The following is a 19918-nucleotide window of genomic DNA, read 5'->3' on the forward strand; positions in this document are numbered from 1 at the left end:
ACTGTTCAAGTTTTCCTGACGAATCAGGACGTACTCTAGTAGCGATGACTTGCTCATTCTAATTTGTTAGTGTTGAGTTTACCAATTGTGAACTAATGTAGGCAGTATCTTAGTTAATGTAAAGAACGTCTTTTAATCGAGATATTCGTCTAGTAACGCATTGATTTTATTTAATCTATCTATGGTTTCGTCTCCGTTGATAGTTTTGTCAATTTGTTTCTGTTCTACTTGTGAGGCAAATTGCAAGGCACACATGGCCAATACGTCTTGCTTATCACGAACAGCATAATTTTCTTCAAATTGCTTAATCATGGTATCAATTTTTTTTGAAGCACTCCTAAGGCCTTCTTCCTGAGAGAATTCTACCGTTAGCGGGTAGACTCTGTCTGCAATTGATATCTTTATTTTAAGCTTTTCGTCCATATGTATTATTAGTCTGCTAGCTGTGCTATGCAATAATCAATTTCGCGAATTAATGAATTTATTTTAAGCTTTGTATCTCTTTTGTTTTCGTCGCTGCCGAGTAATGAGTTGGCAATCTTGAGTGTTTCATATTGCGCTTTTAACGCTTCAATCTCAGTACTTTGAGCTTGTATGGTTTGTGCAGATTTTTTTAATTCGATATGTAAATCTTGAGTATTTTTTTCTAAATTTTTTATTTTTAGAACCAGTTTTCCAACTTTATTTTCAAGAGTATCAATTATTGCTGCAATTACACTCATTCGATTTCCTAATTCATTACTTAATATTACAAATTTAGTATTAGTTTTTATTATTACAATATTTTATTGGTTTTTTTATTATAAAAAAGACAATTTGTTGTAATGTAAATGGTTACGATTTCTATTTTTTTTATTTAGCAATCCGAATTACTTTTTTTATCTTAGCAAAAATGTAAAGGATGAAATTTTATAATTTATTGTTGTTGTTTTCCACTGTATTGCTAGCTCAGACGGATTATCCAAAAGATTATTTTGGGGTTCCAGTTGATATTCCGATCTATCTTTCGGGTAATTTTGCAGAGTTGAGGCCCAATCACTTTCATGCTGGTTTTGATATAAAAACCAAGGGAAGAGAAGGTGTTGAGGTACACTCTGTAGCAGATGGATTTGTTTCTCGTATAAAAATATCTCCGTATGGTAATGGAAACGCAATCTATATTGACCATCCCAATGGTTATACTTCGGTGTATTGCCATTTGCAACAAGCAGAAGGACCTATTGCCGATTATATAAAAAATACGCAGTACAAAGAACATTCATTTGAAATTGAATTATTTTTGAAACCCAACGATTTACCGATTAAAAAAGGTCAATTAATTGCCTTGACTGGTAATACAGGTTCTTCTCAAGGTCCTCATTTGCATTTTGAATTTCGTGATACCAAAACCGAGAAAATTATTAATCCATTGCATTTTGGATATGATAAATTCTTTAATGATACTAGAAAACCAACTGTTGCAGCTTTATATGTTTATCCTTTGGATGATAAAACGACAGTTAACAATTCTAAACGTCCCATTTTACTCAATCTTTCTTTGCAAAAAGATGGTACCTACTTAGCAAATAAAGTGAGCGCCAATGGTAGAATAGGTTTTGGTGTAACTGCAGAGGATTATGATGCAGCATCGTACAGCAAAAATGGAGTCTATAAAATACAATCTTTTCTTAACGGGAAAGCTAGTTTTGGATATCAAATGGACACCTACTCTTTTGACGAAATGAGGTATATTAATGCCTTAATTGATTATCCAAAATACAGAAAGACGGGACAACGTGTTCAAAAATTATTTATGACTACTGCTTATCCATTGAGTATTATTAAGGCAGATGTAAATAATGGAATAATTGACGTAAAACCAAATTTGTCGAATGTATATCAGTTAGATGTTTCCGACTTTTTTGGAAATACAACAACGATTAATGTTCCTATAAGTTACGACATGACAACTACGATTATTGATAAAGAAGTCGTGGAGTCCAATTATTATGTAAAAGTGAATCGCGAAAATATTTTTACTAAAGGAAATTGGACGGTTACTTTTCCTGCAGGAACATTTTATGATAATTTTGATATGAATTTTAATGTTCGTGGAGATAGTTTGTATTTACACGATGAGATGACACCTGTACACTCTAGTTTTACGATAGCAGTTGATGATGCTAAATATTCTGATGCCGATAGTGAGCAAGTTTATATCGCTGATGTAGATTCGAGAGGAAGATTAGGGTATAATTATACTACCAAAAAAGGTACTGTATACACAGCTAGAGTAAAATCATTAGGTAAATATACCTTGGCTAGAGATACTACAAAACCAAGTGTATCAATAGGGAAATCAATTGAGGGCAAATGGATAAGTTCTCAAAAATCTGTGCAGTTATCTATAAGTGATTCTGGAAGCGGAATCAAATCATACAACGGATATTTGAATGGTGTTTGGGCATTGTTTGAATATGATTATAAAACAAGAAAAATAACTCATAACTTTAATGAAGGGATTGTTGTTGAAGGGGCAAATGAGTTAAAAGTAGTAGTTGTAGATAATGTAGGGAATTCAACTACCTTTGAAACTCATTTTTTTAGAAGTCAAAAATAAATAGATATACTTTGAGCATTAGTAAAATATTTTTTGTTGTTATCGCATTTGCGATGAGTCTAAGTACTTACGCTCAATTGGCTATAGTAAAAGGTTTTATTTTAGATAAGGATAATCAACCCGTGAGTAATGTAAATGTTTCTTGTTCGAATGCCAAAACCAATTCAAAAGCAGATGGTTTTTATTCGATTAGGATTGCTGCCAATCAAAAAGTGATTCTTTCTTTTACCCATGTATCCTTCAAGAAAACAGTGGTAACTGTAAATTTAAAAACAAACGAAGTCTATGAGTTTAATGTGGTAATAAGTGACCGACAGGAGCAAATGGGTGAAATTATTGTTACCAATAATAAGAGGCAAGTGCAAGGTGTGGTTACTATTGAGCCAGAGTTAATTAGGAAAATGGCTGGTGCCAATGCAGGAATCGAAAACATTTTGAAAACCTTGCCGGGCGTCAATTCCAATAACGAACTAAGTACTCAGTATGCTGTACGAGGTGGGAATTATGACGAAAATTTAGTGTATGTTAATGAAATAGAAGTGTATCGTCCCTTTTTGATTCGTTCGGGTCAACAAGAAGGTTTAAGTTTTACGAATACTGATCTTGTGCAGAATGTCGAATTTTCAGCTGGTGGTTTTCAAGCTAAATTTGGTGATAAATTATCTTCAGTTTTGGATATAACGTATCGAAAACCTACCAAATTAGCGGGGACTTTTGAAGCAAGTTTTTTGGGAGGAAGCGCTTCCTTAGATGCTATTTCGAAAAATAAAAAATGGACTGCTGTTACTGGAGTGCGTTATCGCAATAACAGTTTGCTAGTGAATAGCCAAGATACGCAAACCAACTACAAACCAACTTTTGTAGACGTACAGACCAATGTGAATTTTAACGCATCAGATAAATGGAATTTTAATTTTTTAGGGAATATTTCTCAAAATAATTACTATTACCAACCTTTATCGCGTCAAACAAAATTTGGTACTATAGATAAGCCTATGGCTCTAACGGTCAATTATGAAGGTCAGGAAAAAGATAAATATGCTACCTATTTTGGTGCAATTAAAACGACTTTCAAGGCCACTGAAAATTTCACAATTAAGTTTATTAGCTCTCTTTTTCATACTACGGAGCAGGAGCATTTTGATATTTTGGCACAGTACCGTTTGGGTGAAGTGGATGCTTCCGTAGGAGGTGATACTTATGGAGACGTAAATTTTACTAGAGGATTAGGCTCTGAGTTGCACCATGCTCGTAACGATTTGGATGCTTTGATTAGTAATACTGAATTAAAAGGATTTCATGACTGGAAAAAAAATATAGTTGAATGGGGGGCAAAATATACTCGTGAGTCAATAAGAGATCGTGTAATTGAATGGGAAGTTATCGATTCTGCTGGATTTGCAGTGAATCCTTCAGATAAATTTTTGCCGGTTAATAATCAGCCGTATGTTTCTTATTCAGGCCCTTTAGTTCCTTATAGTTCCATTCGAGCGGCTAATTTTAATACAATCAATCGTTTTTCAGGTTATTTGCAATGGAGTCGAAAAGATAAAATAGGAAGTGCAGATGTTTGGTACAATGCTGGTGCGCGTATTCATAATTGGTCGGTTACCGGAACCAATGCCAATGGAAATTCGCAAACGGTGTATAGTCCCCGAGGTCAATTTGCTATCAAGCCAGATTGGGAGAAAGATATGGTATTTAGAGCCTCTGGAGGTGTTTACTATCAGCCGCCTTTTTATCGTGAATTGCGTGATGCTTCAGGACAAGTTCAGGCTAATGTAAAAGCGCAAAAGTCCGTTCATATGGTCTTGGGTAATGATTATAGTTTCAAAATGTGGGATCGTCCTTTTAAATTAGTTTCAGAGGTTTATTATAAATCATTAACCAATGTTAACACATACACGGTAGACAATGTTCGCATTCGATATGCTGCCTCCAATGATGCGGTAGCCTACGCACAAGGATTGGATTTGAGATTGAATGGTGAATTTGTCCCAGGAACAGAATCTTGGGTAAGTTTTGGTTATTTGAAAACAGAAGAAAACAGTGCTGGTAAAGGGTATATTGCAAGGCCTACAGATCAACGTTTGAAATTTGCATTGTTATTCCAAGATTATATGCCCAATATTCCATCGGTGAAATTATATCTTAACTTGGTCTATAATACAGGGTTACCTGGGGGTTCTCCTGCTTATGCAGATCCTTATTTGTATCAAAATCGTTTGCATGATTATAGAAGAGTAGATATTGGTTTCTTTAAAGCCTTTATTGACGCTACAAAACCAAGACCTAAAAGTGGAATGTTTAAAGCCTTTAAAGAATTGGCTCTAGGGTTCGAAATATTTAACCTTTTTAATAATCAAAATGCAATTACCAATACTTGGGTCCGAGATGTATATACAAAATCAGAATACGGAATTCCAAACTATATGACTACTCGAGTGTTTAACATTAAGTTGACAGCGAAGTTGTAAGCAAGGAGCTTAATTAAATTATAAAAATGAATAATAAACAGAATTTCATTTTTTAAATTGTTTACATTTGGTTTTAATATTTACAATATTATGAAAAATATAAAGATAGTTGTTTTATCCGTTTTAGTCTTAGTTGCTGCTAGTTGTAAAGAAGAGGTTGAAAAGCCAAAGGTAATTTATGATAGCGCAAGTAAAAATAAGGCTTATGCTAAAGTTGATTCGACTCAGATTTCTATAGCCGATTTACCAATACAAATCGATGGAACGGATTATTTAATCCATCCCGTAGGTGATTTAAGAGTGTACGAAAAAGGAACTAAATCTCGTTACGGATCGTCTAGTGTAATTGATTTAAGTTTTACCATTTCTAATTTTGGTGATAATGAAATCACAGGATATTTGCAAAACCTTAAATTTCAAAAGGTGAGTTCAGACTCTATAAGACCCTTAACAGATAAACCTGTTTTGATTCAAACTGCCTCTTATTTGAAAGGTGTAGCCGATAAAACTAAGAATAAGATTATGGTCTATACTTTGTTTGATATGGACTCCAATAGAGATGGGAAATTAGATGCAAGTGATATTAAAAGTTTGTATTTGAGTGATATTAGTGGTGCGAATTTCACTAAAATTTCTGTTGATTTGGAAGAGTTAATTGATTGGAGTTTAATAGAGTCTCAAAATCGTTTGTATTTTAGAACTGTAGAAGATACCAATAAAAACGGACAATTTGATAAGAATGATGTAGTACACTACAACTATATCGACTTGTCACGAAATGATTGGGAAGTGAAAAGCTATGAACCAATCTAGATCAAGATATTACTTTCTAAATCTGATTTTTCAATTTTAAAATCAAATCCAAGTTCTTCTACCAATTGAATTACTAGGTTTTTATACCAGTTCTCCGACTTGGGGTGGATGTATATTTTTTCGATCAATTGATTGATGTCTACGTTAATTTTTAGCCCATCATTCAATTTTAAATTATTTCCCGTTACATCGGTAAGAATACGGACTTCTCTTTCGTATTGAAAACTTTTTCTTTTGAATAGAAAAGGGAAAAACATATCGTCAAAAGGAATGTATTCTTTTTTATAATCGATATAATTAACTTCTCCAATATGTTGAGTAAAGTTTTTTTCTTCTGTCAAGCATTCTTGTAATCGACCAATAGTGGACTGTATTGCCAGACCCTCACTATTTTGAGTGAAAATTTGCCACATCGCAAACGATTCGTATTCGTTAATATGCCAACTACTAATTGCTACTTTTTCACGATGTTTTTTGTAATATTTTAAAAAATTAGGTTTATCAATAGATAATCTTTTGATTTCCTCGTAGGTAGGCTCACTGAAAGTTCCTTCATATTGATCTTCAAATTTATCTGAACGAGACATGAAAAGTTTTTTTGAAAGTAATAATTCCAAAAATTTAGAGAGGTCCAAGTATTTCCATACTATGGTGTCATTATCAGAGGGTAATTTTATATTTGGGTTGTGTATATACATTTTTTATAACTAGCTGTTAAAAGGCATTATTAATCGAATTGATTTGTCAAAATTAATACATAAGTATTGTAAATGTTCTACTTATTATTCCAATATATATATAGCAATAAAGAGACTAAGCAACTGAGCTTTTTGTTCAAAAAGTGACGCTTTTATGTCTTCACTTAGTAGTCCTTTAATTAACATCAAATATAAGCAACTACCTTAGGATTCAAAGGATTGCATAGTTACCAATTTGTTATATGTTCCGTTGAGTAAAATCAATTGTTCGTGGTTACCTTGTTCTACAATCTTACCTTTTTGCATCACAATGATGATATCGGCTTTTTGAATGGTAGAGAGTCGATGTGCAATCACAATCGAAGTCCTATTTTGCATCATGTTTTCTAAGGCGACTTGAACAAATTTTTCGCTCTCGGTATCCAGTGCAGATGTTGCTTCATCCAAAATCATAATAGGAGGGTTTTTTAGAACAGCTCTAGCAATTGATAAACGTTGCTTTTGACCTCCAGAAAGCTTGTTTCCACTATCACCAATGTTCGTGTAAATTCCTAAGGGCAATTCATTTACAAAGTCAAAAGCATTAGCAATTTTTAGTGCTTCAATAATTTCTTCATCAGTAGCGTCTAGTTTTCCTAATGAAATATTGGCTTTGATAGTATCATTAAATAAGATACTGTCTTGTGTTACCAATCCCATCATTGATCGTAGGGACTGAATATTTAAGTCCTTAATGTTTATTCCGTCGATTTTGATGCTTCCCTCGTTAACATCATAAAAACGAGTTAGTAAATTGGCAATGGTACTTTTTCCGCTTCCTGATTGTCCAACAAGAGCAACGGTTTGTCCTTTTTTTACTTCTAATGAAAAATCTTTCAATACACTTTCATCTTCGTATTTAAAATTGATGTTTTGAATACTAATATTCAAATCAAAACTAGCTTTTAAAGCTGCATTCTCTTTGGAGGTAATAGTATTTTTTTGATCTAAAATTTCCAATACACGTTCTGCTGCAGCATTTCCTCTTTTGATACTATAGGAGGCTTTAGAGATCGATTTTGCTGGAGTTAGAATGTTGTAAGCCAATCCCATGTAGGCGATAAAAGAAGCTCCGTTTAATGATTTTTCTATTAAAACCATTTGCCCTCCATACCATAATAGGATAGTAATTACCATGATGCCCATGAATTCACTAGCAGGAGAAGCTAAGTTTTGCCTGTTACCAATACTATTGGATAAAGTGAAAAAGCGTTGTGTAGACTCTTGAAAAATGCGATTGAAATAATTTTCAGAATTATATCCTTTTACAACTTTAAGGCCACCCAAAGTTTCTTCAATTGTAGAAAGAAAAATACCCTGTTCTTCCTGTGCTTTCGTTGATTTTTTCTTTAATTGTTTTCCAATAATCGAAATCACATAGCCCGAAACCGGAATGAATATAAATACAAATAAGGTAAGTTGAGTACTTATGGTAAGCATCGCGATAATAGTAAACACAATCGTCAATGGTTCTTTTACTACTAGTTCAAGAATAGATAAGAAAGAGGTTTGGACCTCATTGACATCTGCCGAAATACGGGCGATAACATCTCCTTTTCTTTTTTCAGAGAAATAAGCCAAAGGTAATTCTAATGTTTTTTTATACATCGCATTACGCATGTCTCTTAATATTCCATTTCGTAAAAAGGTAATAAAAAACAAAGCCAAATAATCAGATAAGTTTTTTAATAAAAAGATAGCAATGATCACTGCTACCATAATGCTTAGCGTTTGACTCACTCCATAAGTTGCAGTAGTATGTGTTATAAAATAGCTCAAATAATCTTCGGCGTAGGTTTTAAACTCCCATATACCGGTATAGGTAGGGACGATGGTATTTTTTTTGGTTTGATCAAATAAAACCTGCATCATCGGAATTAAGGACATGAATGAAAGTGTGCTAAAAAGAGCGTACAAAACATTGAAAAAGATGTTCAGGTAAGCGTATTTTTTATAAGGAATTATAAAAGAGAATATTTTTTTAAAATTATCCATTTAAGGTTGTATGTTGTTGTTTAAGTACCGAAAAGTATTTTCTTTGCCACTAATTTATCTCACTGGTAATCATGTTGAATTACGTTTGCTAATTTCAATTCATGTATTCAAACGAATATATTATTTTCTGCTCAAACTAAATTCATGAAATAAGTCTTTTTTGATTTTTAAAGTTTTGGCAATGTGTAAAATTTGTTTTAACTTTTTTTGAGGAAGTTAAAAGTAACTCCCTTGCTCATGATTGCTCAAATTAAGACCCGACTGCAAATTTAGTAAAACTACAGTCGGGTCTAGGTATTTTAATAAAAACTTATGAATGCTAGTTCAATTGCATTGCTGTAATGATACTTTGTATTTTCTCATTTAGATACGCTTCTGCTTCGGGGAACTTGTCAACTGATTCTAATTCGGTATTTACACTGATGTAAAATTTAATTTTAGGCTCTGTTCCACTAGGTCTAGCACATATTTTCGATCCATCTTCTGTATAATAAATTAATACATCTGCCTTTGGTAATACTAAAGTCTCCACTTCTCCAGTCAATAAATTTTTGGCTGTCGAAGCTTTATAATCTTCAACCATGACCACACGTTTACCACTGATTTCTTTAAGCGGATTTTCACGTAAATCCACCATCATTTTATTGATTTCAGCAAGTCCGTCCAATCCTTTTTTAGTTAACGAAATCAAATGTTCTTTATAGAAACCAAAGTCAACATAATGTTGCAATAATTCTTTGTAAGCCGAGCTTCCTTTAGCTTTTGCTTGAGCGGCAACTTCACATATCAATAAAGTAGCAGCAACGGCATCCTTATCGCGTACGGCATCACCAACCATGTAACCAAAGCTTTCTTCACCACCACCAATAAATTTAGACTCTGGAAAATCTTTTACCATTTTGGCAATCCATTTAAAGCCTGTCAAACCACTTTTGTATTCTACACCATAAGCTGATGCCAGTTCCATCACCATCGGAGTCGATACAATCGTAGAAGCTACAAATTGTTTTCCATCTAGTTTGCCTGCTTTTTTCCATTTTTCCAGTAAGAAAGCAGTCATCAAAATCATTGATTGATTACCGTTCAATAACGTCATTTTACCTTCGTTGTTACGCACTGCAACTCCTAGACGGTCACAGTCAGGGTCCGTTCCAATCACAATATCGGCGTTGATTTTGTCAGCCAATTCAGTCGCCATTTTCAAAGCCTCTGGCTCTTCTGGATTTGGAGATTTTACCGTAGGGAAATCACCATTTGGCACTGCTTGCTCTTCAACAATATTTACGTTTTTGTATCCAGCTTGTGCCAAAGTTTGTGGAGTAACCGTAATCGATGTTCCGTGCAAAGAGGTAAAAACAATTTTCAAATCATCTTTTGCGGCAGCAGGTGTATTAAAACTAGCATTTTCAACAGTAGAGTCGATAAAGGCTTTGTCTACCTCCTTGTCAATATAGTGAATCAAGCTTTCGTTGGCTTCAAACTTGATTTGGTTGTATTTTAAATTTTCAATTACATTGATAATAGCACCATCTTCTGGTGGAACAATTTGTCCACCATCTTGCCAGTACACTTTGTAACCATTGTATTCTGGTGGATTGTGTGAAGCTGTCAATACAATTCCGCACTGGCAACCCAAATGTTTTACTGCAAAAGATAATTCTGGAGTAGGACGCAAAGAAGAAAATAAATATACTTCAACACCATTTGCCGAAAATACATCCGCGACCACTTTGGCCAATGTGTCACTATTATGACGACAGTCATAAGCAATCACCGCTTTCAAGGGTTGGTTTGGAAATGCAATATGCAAATAGTCCGCAAGACCCTGAGTACTTTTTCCCAGTGTGTATTTATTAATTCTGTTATCACCAGGACCCATAGTTCCGCGCATTCCGCCCGTTCCAAATTCCAAGCTTTTGTAAAAACTCTCTTCTAGTTCTTTTGGAGAATTAGCGATCAATGCGTGTACTTCTTCTTGTGTTTTTGCATCAAAAACGGGATTCAACCATTCGTTGGCAGCATCCAAAATGTTTTGTTTGATTTCCATTTGTACTATGTTTTGTTGTTGTTAGTTTCTTTTTAGGAGCTTAATCCTGCTATCCGTTTCAATCTTTTGGGGGCAAAAAAAAGCCCCCAAAAGGATTTTTACTACTATCAGGGCTAGGACATTTGTTATAAATTAACCATTGTCGCTACCTTATATCTTTCTTCATTGTTTTTAGTTCTCAAAATAATTTCACCCAAGAAACCAGCCAAGAATAATTGTGTACCCAGTACCATTGTGGTCAAGGCAATGTAAAACCATGGATTATTAGTCACTAAGCTATACCTCATGTCATTATACATATGATATAATTTTGAAACTCCAATAAAACCCGCAGATAAAAACCCAATAAGGAACATTATAGATCCCATGGCGCCAAATAGATGCATCGGTCGTTTGCCAAATTTAGATAAAAACCAAATAGTAATCAAGTCCAAAAAACCATTTACAAAGCGTTCCATCCCAAATTTTGTTTCTCCGTACTTTCTAGCTTGGTGAATCACTACTTTTTCGCCTATTTTGCCAAAACCAGCATTTTTTGCCAAAACAGGGATATAACGGTGCATTTCACCTGAAACTTCCACATTTTTGACCACAATATTTTTATACGCTTTCAATCCACAATTAAAATCATTCAATTGTACACCCGAGGTTTTGCGAGCCGCCCAATTAAATAATTTTGATGGAATATTTTTGGCTACCACAGAGTCATATCGTTTCTTTTTCCATCCCGAAACCAAATCGTAGTTTTGTTGCACAATCATTTCATATAATCCTGGAATTTCATCTGGACTATCTTGTAAATCAGCATCCATGGTTATAATGACATCACCTTTTGCTTGTGCAAAACCTGCGTGCAAGGCCTGTGATTTACCAAAGTTCCTCATGAAACGAATTCCTTTGATGTTTGGATTAACCTGCGAAAACCCTTCGATAATAGACCAAGAACTATCAGTGGAACCGTCATCCAAGAAAATTACTTCGTAGGTATATTGATTGGCTTGCATCACCTTGATGATCCAGTGGTATAATTCTTTAAGAGATTCTTCTTCGTTCAAAAGAGGAATTAGGATAGATAAATTCATTCGTTATCTTATGATGTAGTTTTTGATTTGAAAATAGCAGCCATTATTACACCTAGTATGGCGCAAAAAAAGAGATTAACTACAGAACCTTTTAGTTGTTCTACTATAGAAAAAGGGTCTGTTTTTCTTAAATTGTCAATCATTTCGTTTAAAGATGCAGCAGGAACTCCAAATTTATCAGAGGTACTTTTTAAATAGTTTATGGTTAAATCTAATAATGAAGTTTTAATAGAGGGGTCAATAACATTGAATAATACCATTTTAAACGCTACTGAAATAAATAATCCAATCATAGCAGTGATAAAGTAAGCTGTAAAAGCATCTTTAAAAGGGAAATTATTTTTTAGATCTGCTTTCGTTTTAATAAGCATAATCACAGGGACTATGATAAAAATAGAAAAACTCAAAAAAGTGGTCCACCATGCGATAAACAACTCTAGGTTGACAATGTACATTAGAGTGGTTATTAATGACAAAGTAATTCCTGTTATAACTCCGTAAGTAATACCGTTTCTTTTTATTATTTCATTAATCATTTGACTGTGTCTTTTATTTAGAGTGCAAATATAACAAATCCCTATTGATGAAGGAGTATATTTCTATTTTTGCAGTTGAATAAAAAATAAACCAATAAAGATTTGATTATTGAAAAATAATTGTACTTTTGCATCCTCAAATTAATACAATAAAATAAAAAGTTATAAGGCGTTTATACCTTGTCTGTAAAAAAGAGAAGCCGCAAAGCAAATTATAATTAAAACCAATAAAAGATTTACAAGATGAAAAAAGGTGTACACCCAGAGAATTACAGATTAGTTGCTTTTAAAGACATGTCTAACGAAGAAGTTTTTATTACAAAGTCAACTGCAGATACTAAAGAGACAATTACACACGAAGGTGTTGAATACCCAGTTGTAAAATTGGAGATTTCTAGAACTTCTCACCCTTTTTACACAGGTAAAAACAAACTTATTGATACTGCAGGACGTATTGATAAATTTAAAACTAAATACGCTAAACATATTAAATAATTTTAATTTGTTTTCAAAATACAGGAAGCCTCGCAATTTGCGGGGCTTTTTTATGGTTAAAAACTAATGTTGTTATCTACCGTTGATTTGATTATCCTTTGGGGATAAATAGCTCAAGAAAATAAAAATTGAAAAACCTAAAATTCAATTAAATTCTTGCTGATTGTAATAAAAAATTTCTTTAAAGTTTTAAAAGGGTTTGACTTGGTCGATAAACCAGCCAAAAACTTTGTAACTTTGAGCTTTATAACTTTGAAACTCTATAAAATGAACTATATTCTTTTTGACGGACCTTCTCGAAATGCTTTATTGCCTTTTACTTTTACCCGTCCTGTAGCTGATATCTTAATTGGAATTATTACCATTCGTCAGAAATGGGAAATGTACTTGGGCTCAACCACTACAACATTGACTGAAGAATATTTGTCAGACAAATATCCGATGGTAGAGTTAGAAGAAAATGTAATGATTAATGCTTCTTTTTTACCAAACGAAGAGTTAGTAGAATTAATTAGAGATCTAGGAGTAAACCAAGCCATCTTTAAAGGAGAAGAAGTTGTCGCTTTCTATTCTGGTGAAAATCAAGAGGAAATTAATTTTGATGATTATGAAATTATCGAATTTGAATATGATGTTATATCGGTGAACCATCCTTGGGATATTTTCTCGAAGAATGATGCTGCCATTCGAGCTGACTATGAATTTATAACCGAAGATAGAGCGTCACAACCAATTCCGAAAAGTGTGAACGCAATATCACCCGAAAATATTTTTATAGAAGAAGGTGCAAAGTTAGAATTTGTGACACTAAATGCTTCTAATGGACCGATCTATATAGGTAAAGACTCCGAAATAATGGAGGGGTCTGTAATTCGTGGACCTTTTGCTTTGTGTGAAGGCGCAGTAGTCAAATTAGCCACCAAAATTTATGGCGCTACAACGGTAGGGATACAATCAAGAGTCGGCGGTGAGGTGAATAACTCGGTAATATCCGCTTATTCAAATAAAGGACATGATGGATTTCTTGGGAATTCAGTACTTGGAGAATGGTGTAATATTGGCGCAGACAGTAACAACTCTAACCTGAAAAATAATTATGAAGAAGTAAAACTATGGAATTACGAAACCGAAGGCTTTGCAAAAACTGGCTTGCAGTTTTGTGGTTTGATGATGGGCGATCATAGTAAATGCGGAATCAATACGATGTTTAATACAGGGACTGTTATCGGGGTGAGTACTAATATTTTTGGAAGCGGTTTTCCTCGCAATTTTGTTCCAAGTTTCTCTTGGGGAGGAGCTTCAGGGTTTACTACTTATGTTACTAAGAAAGCATTCCAAACGGCAAAAATCGTGATGAAACGTAGAGATGTAGAATTTGATGCACAAGAAGAAGCTATATTGGAGCATGTTTTTGAAGAAACTAAAAAGTGGAGGAAGGAATAATTTCAATATTTACTATAATAGCCACTAACGTAAAGAAATACATCTTTAGGGTAGTGGCTTTTTTAATTTGAACACTTAAAAAAAATAAAATAACACTATTCTTGTTTTATAGTATGTTTAAGTGTGTATTTTAGTTATTATATTGTTTTTTTGCTTTTTTACTGCTTATAATGTTGCTTTTTGATTGAATTGTTCTTTATAGTAGAATTATGTTTTTTGCAGTATAAAATCCTCTAATTCCTTTATTTTGAATTTTTAGAAGATTTATTTTGAAAAATTGTTTGAAAAATGAATGTTTTGTTGTTTTTTTGATGATAAATTAAAAAATACCCTATGGAAGAAGTAGTCGGTTTATTGAATGATATTATTTGGAGCAATGCTTTAATCTTTTTATGCTTGGCCTCAGGGTTGTATTTTTCAATTCGTACGCGATTTGTGCAAGTACGAAAAATCAAAGAAATGGTTCGTTTGTTATTTGATGGAGAAAGTACCGACTCTGGAGTTTCTTCCTTTCAAGCCTTAGCAATGTCACTTGCGGGTAGAGTAGGTACGGGTAATATTGCGGGTGTAGCTACTGCAATTGCTTTTGGAGGACCAGGAGCTTTATTTTGGATGTGGATAGTAGCTTTTTTAGGAGCCAGTACTGCCTACGTCGAAGCTGCTCTGGCACAAATCTATAAAGAAAAACATTTAGGAGAATTTCGTGGAGGTCCTGCTTATTATATAGAAAGAGGTTTGGGAGTTAAATGGTTCGCAATTGTGTTTGCTATTGTTTCCGTCATTTCAGCAGGTTTGTTTTTGCCAGGAGTTCAGGCCAATTCTGTAGTAGTAGGAATTGAAAATTCTTTTGAGATTGCAACTTGGAAGACTGGTTTACTTGTGGTAGTAATATTTGCTATAATTGTTTTTGGTGGAGTCAAACGTATTGCCAAGTTTACAGAATATGTTGTCCCATTTATGGCTGTAGGATATATTATTTTGGCTTTAATAATTCTAATTGTAGATTTTCATCAATTGCCTTCATTGTTTGCTTTGGTTTTCAAAAGTGCTTTTAATATGGAGGCAGGATTTGGAGCTGTTTTTGGGTTAGCGATTCAATATGGAGTAAAAAGAGGAGTGTATTCAAATGAAGCAGGTCAAGGTACTGCACCTCATATTGCAGCTGCAGCAGCTATTTCACACCCTGCAAAACAAGGATTGGTTCAAGCTTTCTCTGTTTATATTGATACTTTGTTTGTGTGTACGGCTACTGGTTTTATGTTGTTAATTACAGGAATGTATAATGTTCAAAATCCTAATTTCGGTACGGCAGGTGCTCCTGAATTTTTATATGAAGGGTTACCAAATGTGGCGGTAGGTCCTGTATATACTCAAAGTGCTATGGATACTGTTTTTCCTGGTTTTGGAGGGTATTTTGTTGCGATAGCATTATTTTTCTTCGCTTTTACTACCATATTGGCTTATTATTATATTGCAGATTCGAATGTGTCTTATTTGACTCGTAAGTTTGAGTCGCCAATTTATTCACACATTTTGAAAGTGGTGATGATGGGCGTGATTATGTATGGGTCTATCAGTCAGGCTTCTTTGGCTTGGGGATTGGGAGATATAGGAGTAGGGTTGATGGCTTGGTTTAATATCATTGCGATACTCTTATTGCAAAAACCAGCACTGGATACCTTGAAAGATTACGAAAAGCAATTAAAAGAAGGAAAAGATCCAGTTTTTGATCCAGATGATATTGGGGTATCCAATGCTCATATTTGGCATACAATTAATAAAAAAAAATAGGGAATATGAAGGTTTAGTTTTCAGATTACCAAGGTGTAAAGCTTTTCATAATCATATTTATTTAGATTATGAGAAGCTTTTATTTTTATTGGATTTCGAAGATTAAATCCGTTATCTTTGCCGCTTCAAAAAACGATACAACTCTTTATAAATATAGCATGATTACAGTTAACGATATTTCGGTACAATTTGGAGGAACAACCCTTTTTAGTGATGTTTCTTTTGCCATAAATGAAAATGATAAAATTGCCCTAATGGGTAAAAATGGTGCTGGAAAATCGACACTATTGAAAATTATTGCAGGTCAAAGCAAACCATCTACAGGAAATGTTTCTGCTCCAAAAGAGGCTGTTGTGGCTTATTTACCGCAACATTTATTGACTACCGATGGTGCCACTGTAATGGAGGAAACCTCAAAAGCTTTTGGTGAAATTCTAGGCATGAAAGCTGAGATTGATGAAATTAATGAGCAATTGACCATTCGTACTGATTATGAAAGCGATGGCTATATGAAATTGATCGAAAGAGTTTCTGACTTAAGCGAGAAATTTTATGCAATTGAAGAAGTAAACTATGAAGCAGAAGTTGAAAAAATATTAACTGGTTTAGGTTTCGAAAGAGAAGATTTTAAACGTCAAACTTCTGAGTTTTCAGGAGGTTGGAGAATGCGTATCGAGCTGGCCAAAATTCTATTGCAAAAACCAGATTTGATTTTGCTAGATGAGCCAACCAACCACATGGATATCGAAAGTATTCAATGGCTAGAAGAGTTTTTGATTAGCGAAGCGAAGGCTGTAGTGGTGATTTCGCACGATAGAGCTTTTGTTGATAATATCACCAATCGTACGATTGAGGTTACGATGGGGCGTATTTATGATTATAAAGCTAAATACTCTCATTATCTTGAATTACGAAAAGACAGACGTGTGCACCAACAAAAAGCATACGATGAGCAACAGAGAATGATTGCTGATAATAGAACATTTATTGACCGTTTTAAAGGAACATTCTCAAAAACAGATGCCGTACAATCTCGCGTTAAAATGCTAGAGAAATTGGTTATTGTTCAAGTTGATGAGGTGGACAATTCGGCATTAAAGTTGAAGTTTCCACCAGCAGCACGTTCAGGTCAGTACCCCGTAATTGTGAAAGATTTGGATAAGGCATACGGAGATTATGTGGTTTTTAAAAATGCCAATATTGTAATCGAAAGAGGAGAAAAGGTAGCCTTTGTTGGTAAAAATGGTGAAGGAAAATCGACTATGATCAAAGCAATTATGAAAGAATTGCAAATTGATAGCGGTGTTCTAGAAATTGGTCACAATGCTCAAATTGGATATTTTGCCCAAAATCAAGCGTCCTTATTAAATGAAAATGCTACCATTTTTGAAACGATAGATGATATCGCTGTTGGAGACGTGCGTACACAGATTAAGAATATTCTAGGTGCTTTCATGTTCCAAGGAGATGATATTACCAAAAAAGTAAAAGTACTTTCGGGTGGAGAGAAAACGCGTTTGGCAATGATCAAATTATTGCTAGAACCGGTAAATTTATTAATACTAGATGAGCCTTCGAATCACTTAGACATGAAGACCAAAGATATTATCAAAGATGCACTACGTGACTTTGACGGAACATTGATTTTGGTTTCGCACGATAGAGATTTCTTAGATGGATTGGCTACTAAGGTATTCGAATTTAAAAATAAAAGGGTTATCGAACACTTCGAAGATATTACTGGTTTCTTGGCCAACAAGAAAATGGAAAGTATGAGCGAAATCGAAAAATAGCAATTGAAAAAGATATTTTTAGCCCCAAATTAGACTTAACGTTTAATTTGGGGCTATTTGTTTTTATAGTCTAATTCCAGGAGGTAAAAGTTCCTTATACACAGAATTCTTTTTGAAAAAAGTGACGATCTCTGGTAAAATAGGCACAACCTTAAGTTTTCGTTCAACAGCAATTGCCAAAATATCCTTCAAGAATTGGTCAATTACGGTTTTGTTGTTGTAGTCTTCGGGCTTGTGAATTTTTGTCAAAAATATTTTTCTCTCCTGTAATGAGTATTCTACGATTAATAAACCTTCTTCGACTGTAGTTTCAAATTGTCTAGCAAAGGCATTGTCTTTTATTTCTAGTGTTCTTAAATTTTCCATTGTAATTGTATAAAATCTATTTTAAAAGTGCACGCAACTCCGGTTCATTTTGTAGTTAAGTCTCCGAATATAAATGTTGCGTTTTGCGTTTTGTATAGAAAAGGTTTGTTTTTTTAAATCGAAAGTTGATTCCATACAAAGTTAGTCATTTGGTTGTCAGTCTACAATGATTGTATTTTATTTAACAATGTGGTTTTTATTCGAATAAGAAAGGTTCAAATTCGAAAAATAAATGCTGTATACTAGAAACATAAAGTAATCATAATTCCAATTTAAATAGGTGCAATTACGAGATTAAAAGGTATTTTTATAATTCGAAAAATAATAGATCTTGTTTCTTTTCTTATGACAAAAATTCCCGTTTATTTTATGCCAGGATTGGCAGCCAGCACAATGATTTTTGAACGCATAGCACTTCCAGAAGAATTTGAAGTCGTTTTATTGGAGTGGGAAATTCCGTTAGAAAAAGAATCTTTACCTGATTATGCGTTGCGAATAACACAAAAAATAAAGCATCCAAACCCAGTTTTAATTGGGGTTTCGTTTGGTGGTATCTTGGTGCAGGAAATGGCCTTGCATATTGCAGTCAGAAAAGTGATTATCATTTCGAGTGTCAAAAGTAATCTCGAATTTCCGACTCGTTTCAAATTTGCTAAAACTACCAAGGCCTACAAACTTATTCCGATGAACCTGATTTTAAGTATCGAAAACTTAGCTCGCTTTTCATTTGGAGAAAAAATAAACCAACGAATAAAATTATACGAAAAGTTTTTGTCTGTTCGTGATATTGGCTATCTACAATGGGCAGTAGAACAAGTAATTTTGTGGAACAGAACCAAACCCGCGGACGGAATTATACACATTCACGGTGATGCGGATGATGTTTTTCCAATCAAAAATATCAAAGAATGCATTCGAATCAAAGGTGCAACACACATCTTAATTTTGAGCAAATATAAATGGCTGAACGAAAATTTGCCTAAGTTGATTATGAAGGATTAAAACTTCAATTGATCTCATTTAAATCCATTGGTAACCCCCAAAAGTACTCCAATTTTAATCTCTTTCTCTAATGAATCGTCTTGTAGTGTACTATGGCAAAGACTTGCGCCCCTAGTAATTTTACTAAGCGAATATTTAACAACATCATTTACTTCAATTTTTGTGAACCTGCGCATGCCATTGGAGATACACAATAAAGCGTTTCCGAAATTCGTATTGTAACTTTTTGATGACTCTGGAAAATTAAAGATAGGAGTAATGGCATCCATGACGGTATCGTGATTTGATGCAACATTTGTTCTCAGTAGGGCAATAGGGCAATTTTCGAATAATGTTTTAAAATTTTCAAAATCAAAACTAGTATTGCGATACTGCGTGATAGCATCATCATGGTATATGATTTCATTGAAACCAATATCTGAAAACGTAGCTTTGGCGCAGATTAGAATCAGTGAGTCAAATTGACTTTTACTATTTTCTATTTCAGCGAGAAACAATGCTTCAGTATTTATGAGGTCAAATTGCTCGGGAACAACTAAACATCCCAAATTCAAACTCTCCTGATTGTTGAAAATCCGAATTGAAAATACTTTATCCGTAGCATGCTGAATAATAAGGTGCGAGTTTATGGCATCAGCAGGAATCAAATGGCTATCGATTAATGTACGTTGCTCCCATTTTTCTTGCACTTTTTTAAAAGCTTCTAATCTTGTTTGATCCATTCTCTTGTGCATGTTTTTAT

17 protein-coding genes are annotated in these 19918 nt (G+C 33.9%); 8 read left to right on the forward strand and 9 right to left on the reverse strand.

Features of this window, described 5'->3' with window-relative positions; translation table 11 throughout:
* Positions 1–132: 132 nt before the first annotated feature.
* Entirely contained in the window at positions 133–423 is a 291-nt protein-coding gene (locus tag M2326_RS10195) for a cell division protein ZapA (protein WP_264619461.1), read from the reverse strand.
* An 8-nt stretch (positions 424–431) separates the two neighbouring features.
* Positions 432–722 carry a hypothetical protein gene (locus M2326_RS10200; RefSeq protein WP_264619462.1) on the reverse strand — a complete coding sequence of 97 codons (291 nt, stop codon included), beginning with the start codon at positions 720–722 and terminating at the stop codon, positions 432–434.
* 179 nt (positions 723–901) lie between these two features.
* Here M2326_RS10200 and M2326_RS10205 point away from each other — a divergent pair, with 179 nt between their 5' ends.
* From M2326_RS10205 to M2326_RS10215, 3 genes are all read left to right on the forward strand, one after another.
* Complete coding sequence (locus tag M2326_RS10205) at positions 902–2599, forward strand: M23 family metallopeptidase (protein WP_264619463.1); 1698 nt, start codon at positions 902–904, stop codon at positions 2597–2599.
* Between the two features lie 53 nt (positions 2600–2652).
* Positions 2653–5076, forward strand: coding sequence for a TonB-dependent receptor (locus M2326_RS10210; RefSeq protein WP_264619496.1), 2424 nt, complete (start codon positions 2653–2655; stop codon positions 5074–5076).
* Positions 5077–5166: 90 nt separating this feature from the next.
* Positions 5167–5889 carry a hypothetical protein gene (locus tag M2326_RS10215; protein ID WP_264619464.1) on the forward strand — a complete coding sequence of 241 codons (723 nt, stop codon included), beginning with the start codon at positions 5167–5169 and terminating at the stop codon, positions 5887–5889.
* Here the strand turns inward: M2326_RS10215 and M2326_RS10220 are convergent.
* The 5 genes from M2326_RS10220 to M2326_RS10240 all read right to left on the reverse strand — a co-directional run bounded on the left by M2326_RS10220 (position 5886) and on the right by M2326_RS10240 (position 12286).
* Positions 5886–6587, reverse strand: a complete 702-nt coding sequence (locus tag M2326_RS10220) for a DUF2971 domain-containing protein (RefSeq protein WP_264619465.1) — start codon at positions 6585–6587, stop codon at positions 5886–5888. The two genes, M2326_RS10215 and M2326_RS10220, sit on opposite strands and share 4 nt — an antisense overlap.
* A gap of 204 nt (positions 6588–6791) precedes the next feature.
* Positions 6792–8621 (reverse strand): ABC transporter ATP-binding protein, encoded by a 1830-nt coding sequence (locus M2326_RS10225; protein ID WP_264619466.1) that lies wholly within the window; start codon positions 8619–8621, stop codon positions 6792–6794.
* A 319-nt stretch (positions 8622–8940) separates the two neighbouring features.
* The gene (locus tag M2326_RS10230) at positions 8941–10668 is read right to left on the reverse strand and encodes a phospho-sugar mutase (RefSeq protein ID WP_264619467.1); all 1728 of its coding nucleotides are present in this window, start codon (positions 10666–10668) and stop codon (positions 8941–8943) included.
* A 125-nt stretch (positions 10669–10793) separates the two neighbouring features.
* Positions 10794–11750 carry a glycosyltransferase family 2 protein gene (locus tag M2326_RS10235; protein WP_264619468.1) on the reverse strand — a complete coding sequence of 319 codons (957 nt, stop codon included), beginning with the start codon at positions 11748–11750 and terminating at the stop codon, positions 10794–10796.
* An 8-nt stretch (positions 11751–11758) separates the two neighbouring features.
* Positions 11759–12286: a DUF4199 domain-containing protein gene (locus M2326_RS10240; RefSeq protein WP_264619469.1), complete on the reverse strand. Its 528-nt coding sequence runs from the start codon at positions 12284–12286 to the stop codon at positions 11759–11761.
* A gap of 243 nt (positions 12287–12529) precedes the next feature.
* Here M2326_RS10240 and M2326_RS10245 point away from each other — a divergent pair, with 243 nt between their 5' ends.
* From M2326_RS10245 to abc-f, 4 genes are all read left to right on the forward strand, one after another.
* Positions 12530–12781 carry a type B 50S ribosomal protein L31 gene (locus M2326_RS10245; protein WP_264619470.1) on the forward strand — a complete coding sequence of 84 codons (252 nt, stop codon included), beginning with the start codon at positions 12530–12532 and terminating at the stop codon, positions 12779–12781.
* 267 nt (positions 12782–13048) lie between these two features.
* Entirely contained in the window at positions 13049–14224 is a 1176-nt protein-coding gene (locus tag M2326_RS10250) for a GlmU family protein (RefSeq protein ID WP_264619471.1), read from the forward strand.
* Positions 14225–14557: 333 nt separating this feature from the next.
* Positions 14558–16015, forward strand: a complete 1458-nt coding sequence (locus M2326_RS10255) for an alanine/glycine:cation symporter family protein (protein WP_264619472.1) — start codon at positions 14558–14560, stop codon at positions 16013–16015.
* Positions 16016–16173: 158 nt separating this feature from the next.
* On the forward strand, positions 16174–17808 hold the full coding sequence (gene abc-f / locus M2326_RS10260) for a ribosomal protection-like ABC-F family protein (protein ID WP_264619473.1): 1635 nt from the start codon (positions 16174–16176) through the stop codon (positions 17806–17808).
* Positions 17809–17871: 63 nt separating this feature from the next.
* Here abc-f and M2326_RS10265 read toward each other — a convergent pair whose 3' ends face one another.
* Positions 17872–18174, reverse strand: a complete 303-nt coding sequence (locus tag M2326_RS10265; RefSeq protein ID WP_264619474.1) for an N-acetyltransferase — start codon at positions 18172–18174, stop codon at positions 17872–17874.
* Positions 18175–18519: 345 nt separating this feature from the next.
* Here M2326_RS10265 and M2326_RS10270 point away from each other — a divergent pair, with 345 nt between their 5' ends.
* A complete protein-coding gene (locus M2326_RS10270; protein ID WP_264619475.1) occupies positions 18520–19176 on the forward strand; it encodes an alpha/beta hydrolase in 657 nt (218 codons plus the stop codon).
* A gap of 14 nt (positions 19177–19190) precedes the next feature.
* Here M2326_RS10270 and M2326_RS10275 read toward each other — a convergent pair whose 3' ends face one another.
* The gene (locus M2326_RS10275) at positions 19191–19910 is read right to left on the reverse strand and encodes an FtsZ/tubulin family protein (protein WP_264619476.1); all 720 of its coding nucleotides are present in this window, start codon (positions 19908–19910) and stop codon (positions 19191–19193) included.
* Positions 19911–19918 lie beyond the last annotated feature (8 nt).

Origin of the sequence: Flavobacterium psychraerolatum (genome assembly GCF_025960985.1) — a bacterium.
GTDB lineage: Bacteria > Bacteroidota > Bacteroidia > Flavobacteriales > Flavobacteriaceae > Flavobacterium.

What these genes read in the sequence shown, in the direction of transcription:
- M2326_RS10195 (WP_264619461.1), bottom strand. Translation starts at nt 423, where the DNA reads ATGGACGAAAAGCTTAAAATAAAGATATCAATTGCAGACAGAGTCTAC.
- M2326_RS10200 (WP_264619462.1), bottom strand. Translation starts at nt 722, where the DNA reads ATGAGTGTAATTGCAGCAATAATTGATACTCTTGAAAATAAAGTTGGA.
- M2326_RS10205 (WP_264619463.1), top strand. Translation starts at nt 902, where the DNA reads ATGAAATTTTATAATTTATTGTTGTTGTTTTCCACTGTATTGCTAGCT.
- M2326_RS10210 (WP_264619496.1), top strand. Translation starts at nt 2,653, where the DNA reads ATGAGTCTAAGTACTTACGCTCAATTGGCTATAGTAAAAGGTTTTATT.
- M2326_RS10215 (WP_264619464.1), top strand. Translation starts at nt 5,167, where the DNA reads ATGAAAAATATAAAGATAGTTGTTTTATCCGTTTTAGTCTTAGTTGCT.
- M2326_RS10220 (WP_264619465.1), bottom strand. Translation starts at nt 6,587, where the DNA reads ATGTATATACACAACCCAAATATAAAATTACCCTCTGATAATGACACC.
- M2326_RS10225 (WP_264619466.1), bottom strand. Translation starts at nt 8,621, where the DNA reads ATGGATAATTTTAAAAAAATATTCTCTTTTATAATTCCTTATAAAAAA.
- M2326_RS10230 (WP_264619467.1), bottom strand. Translation starts at nt 10,668, where the DNA reads ATGGAAATCAAACAAAACATTTTGGATGCTGCCAACGAATGGTTGAAT.
- M2326_RS10235 (WP_264619468.1), bottom strand. Translation starts at nt 11,750, where the DNA reads ATGAATTTATCTATCCTAATTCCTCTTTTGAACGAAGAAGAATCTCTT.
- M2326_RS10240 (WP_264619469.1), bottom strand. Translation starts at nt 12,286, where the DNA reads ATGATTAATGAAATAATAAAAAGAAACGGTATTACTTACGGAGTTATA.
- M2326_RS10245 (WP_264619470.1), top strand. Translation starts at nt 12,530, where the DNA reads ATGAAAAAAGGTGTACACCCAGAGAATTACAGATTAGTTGCTTTTAAA.
- M2326_RS10250 (WP_264619471.1), top strand. Translation starts at nt 13,049, where the DNA reads ATGAACTATATTCTTTTTGACGGACCTTCTCGAAATGCTTTATTGCCT.
- M2326_RS10255 (WP_264619472.1), top strand. Translation starts at nt 14,558, where the DNA reads ATGGAAGAAGTAGTCGGTTTATTGAATGATATTATTTGGAGCAATGCT.
- abc-f (WP_264619473.1), top strand. Translation starts at nt 16,174, where the DNA reads ATGATTACAGTTAACGATATTTCGGTACAATTTGGAGGAACAACCCTT.
- M2326_RS10265 (WP_264619474.1), bottom strand. Translation starts at nt 18,174, where the DNA reads ATGGAAAATTTAAGAACACTAGAAATAAAAGACAATGCCTTTGCTAGA.
- M2326_RS10270 (WP_264619475.1), top strand. Translation starts at nt 18,520, where the DNA reads ATGACAAAAATTCCCGTTTATTTTATGCCAGGATTGGCAGCCAGCACA.
- M2326_RS10275 (WP_264619476.1), bottom strand. Translation starts at nt 19,910, where the DNA reads ATGCACAAGAGAATGGATCAAACAAGATTAGAAGCTTTTAAAAAAGTG.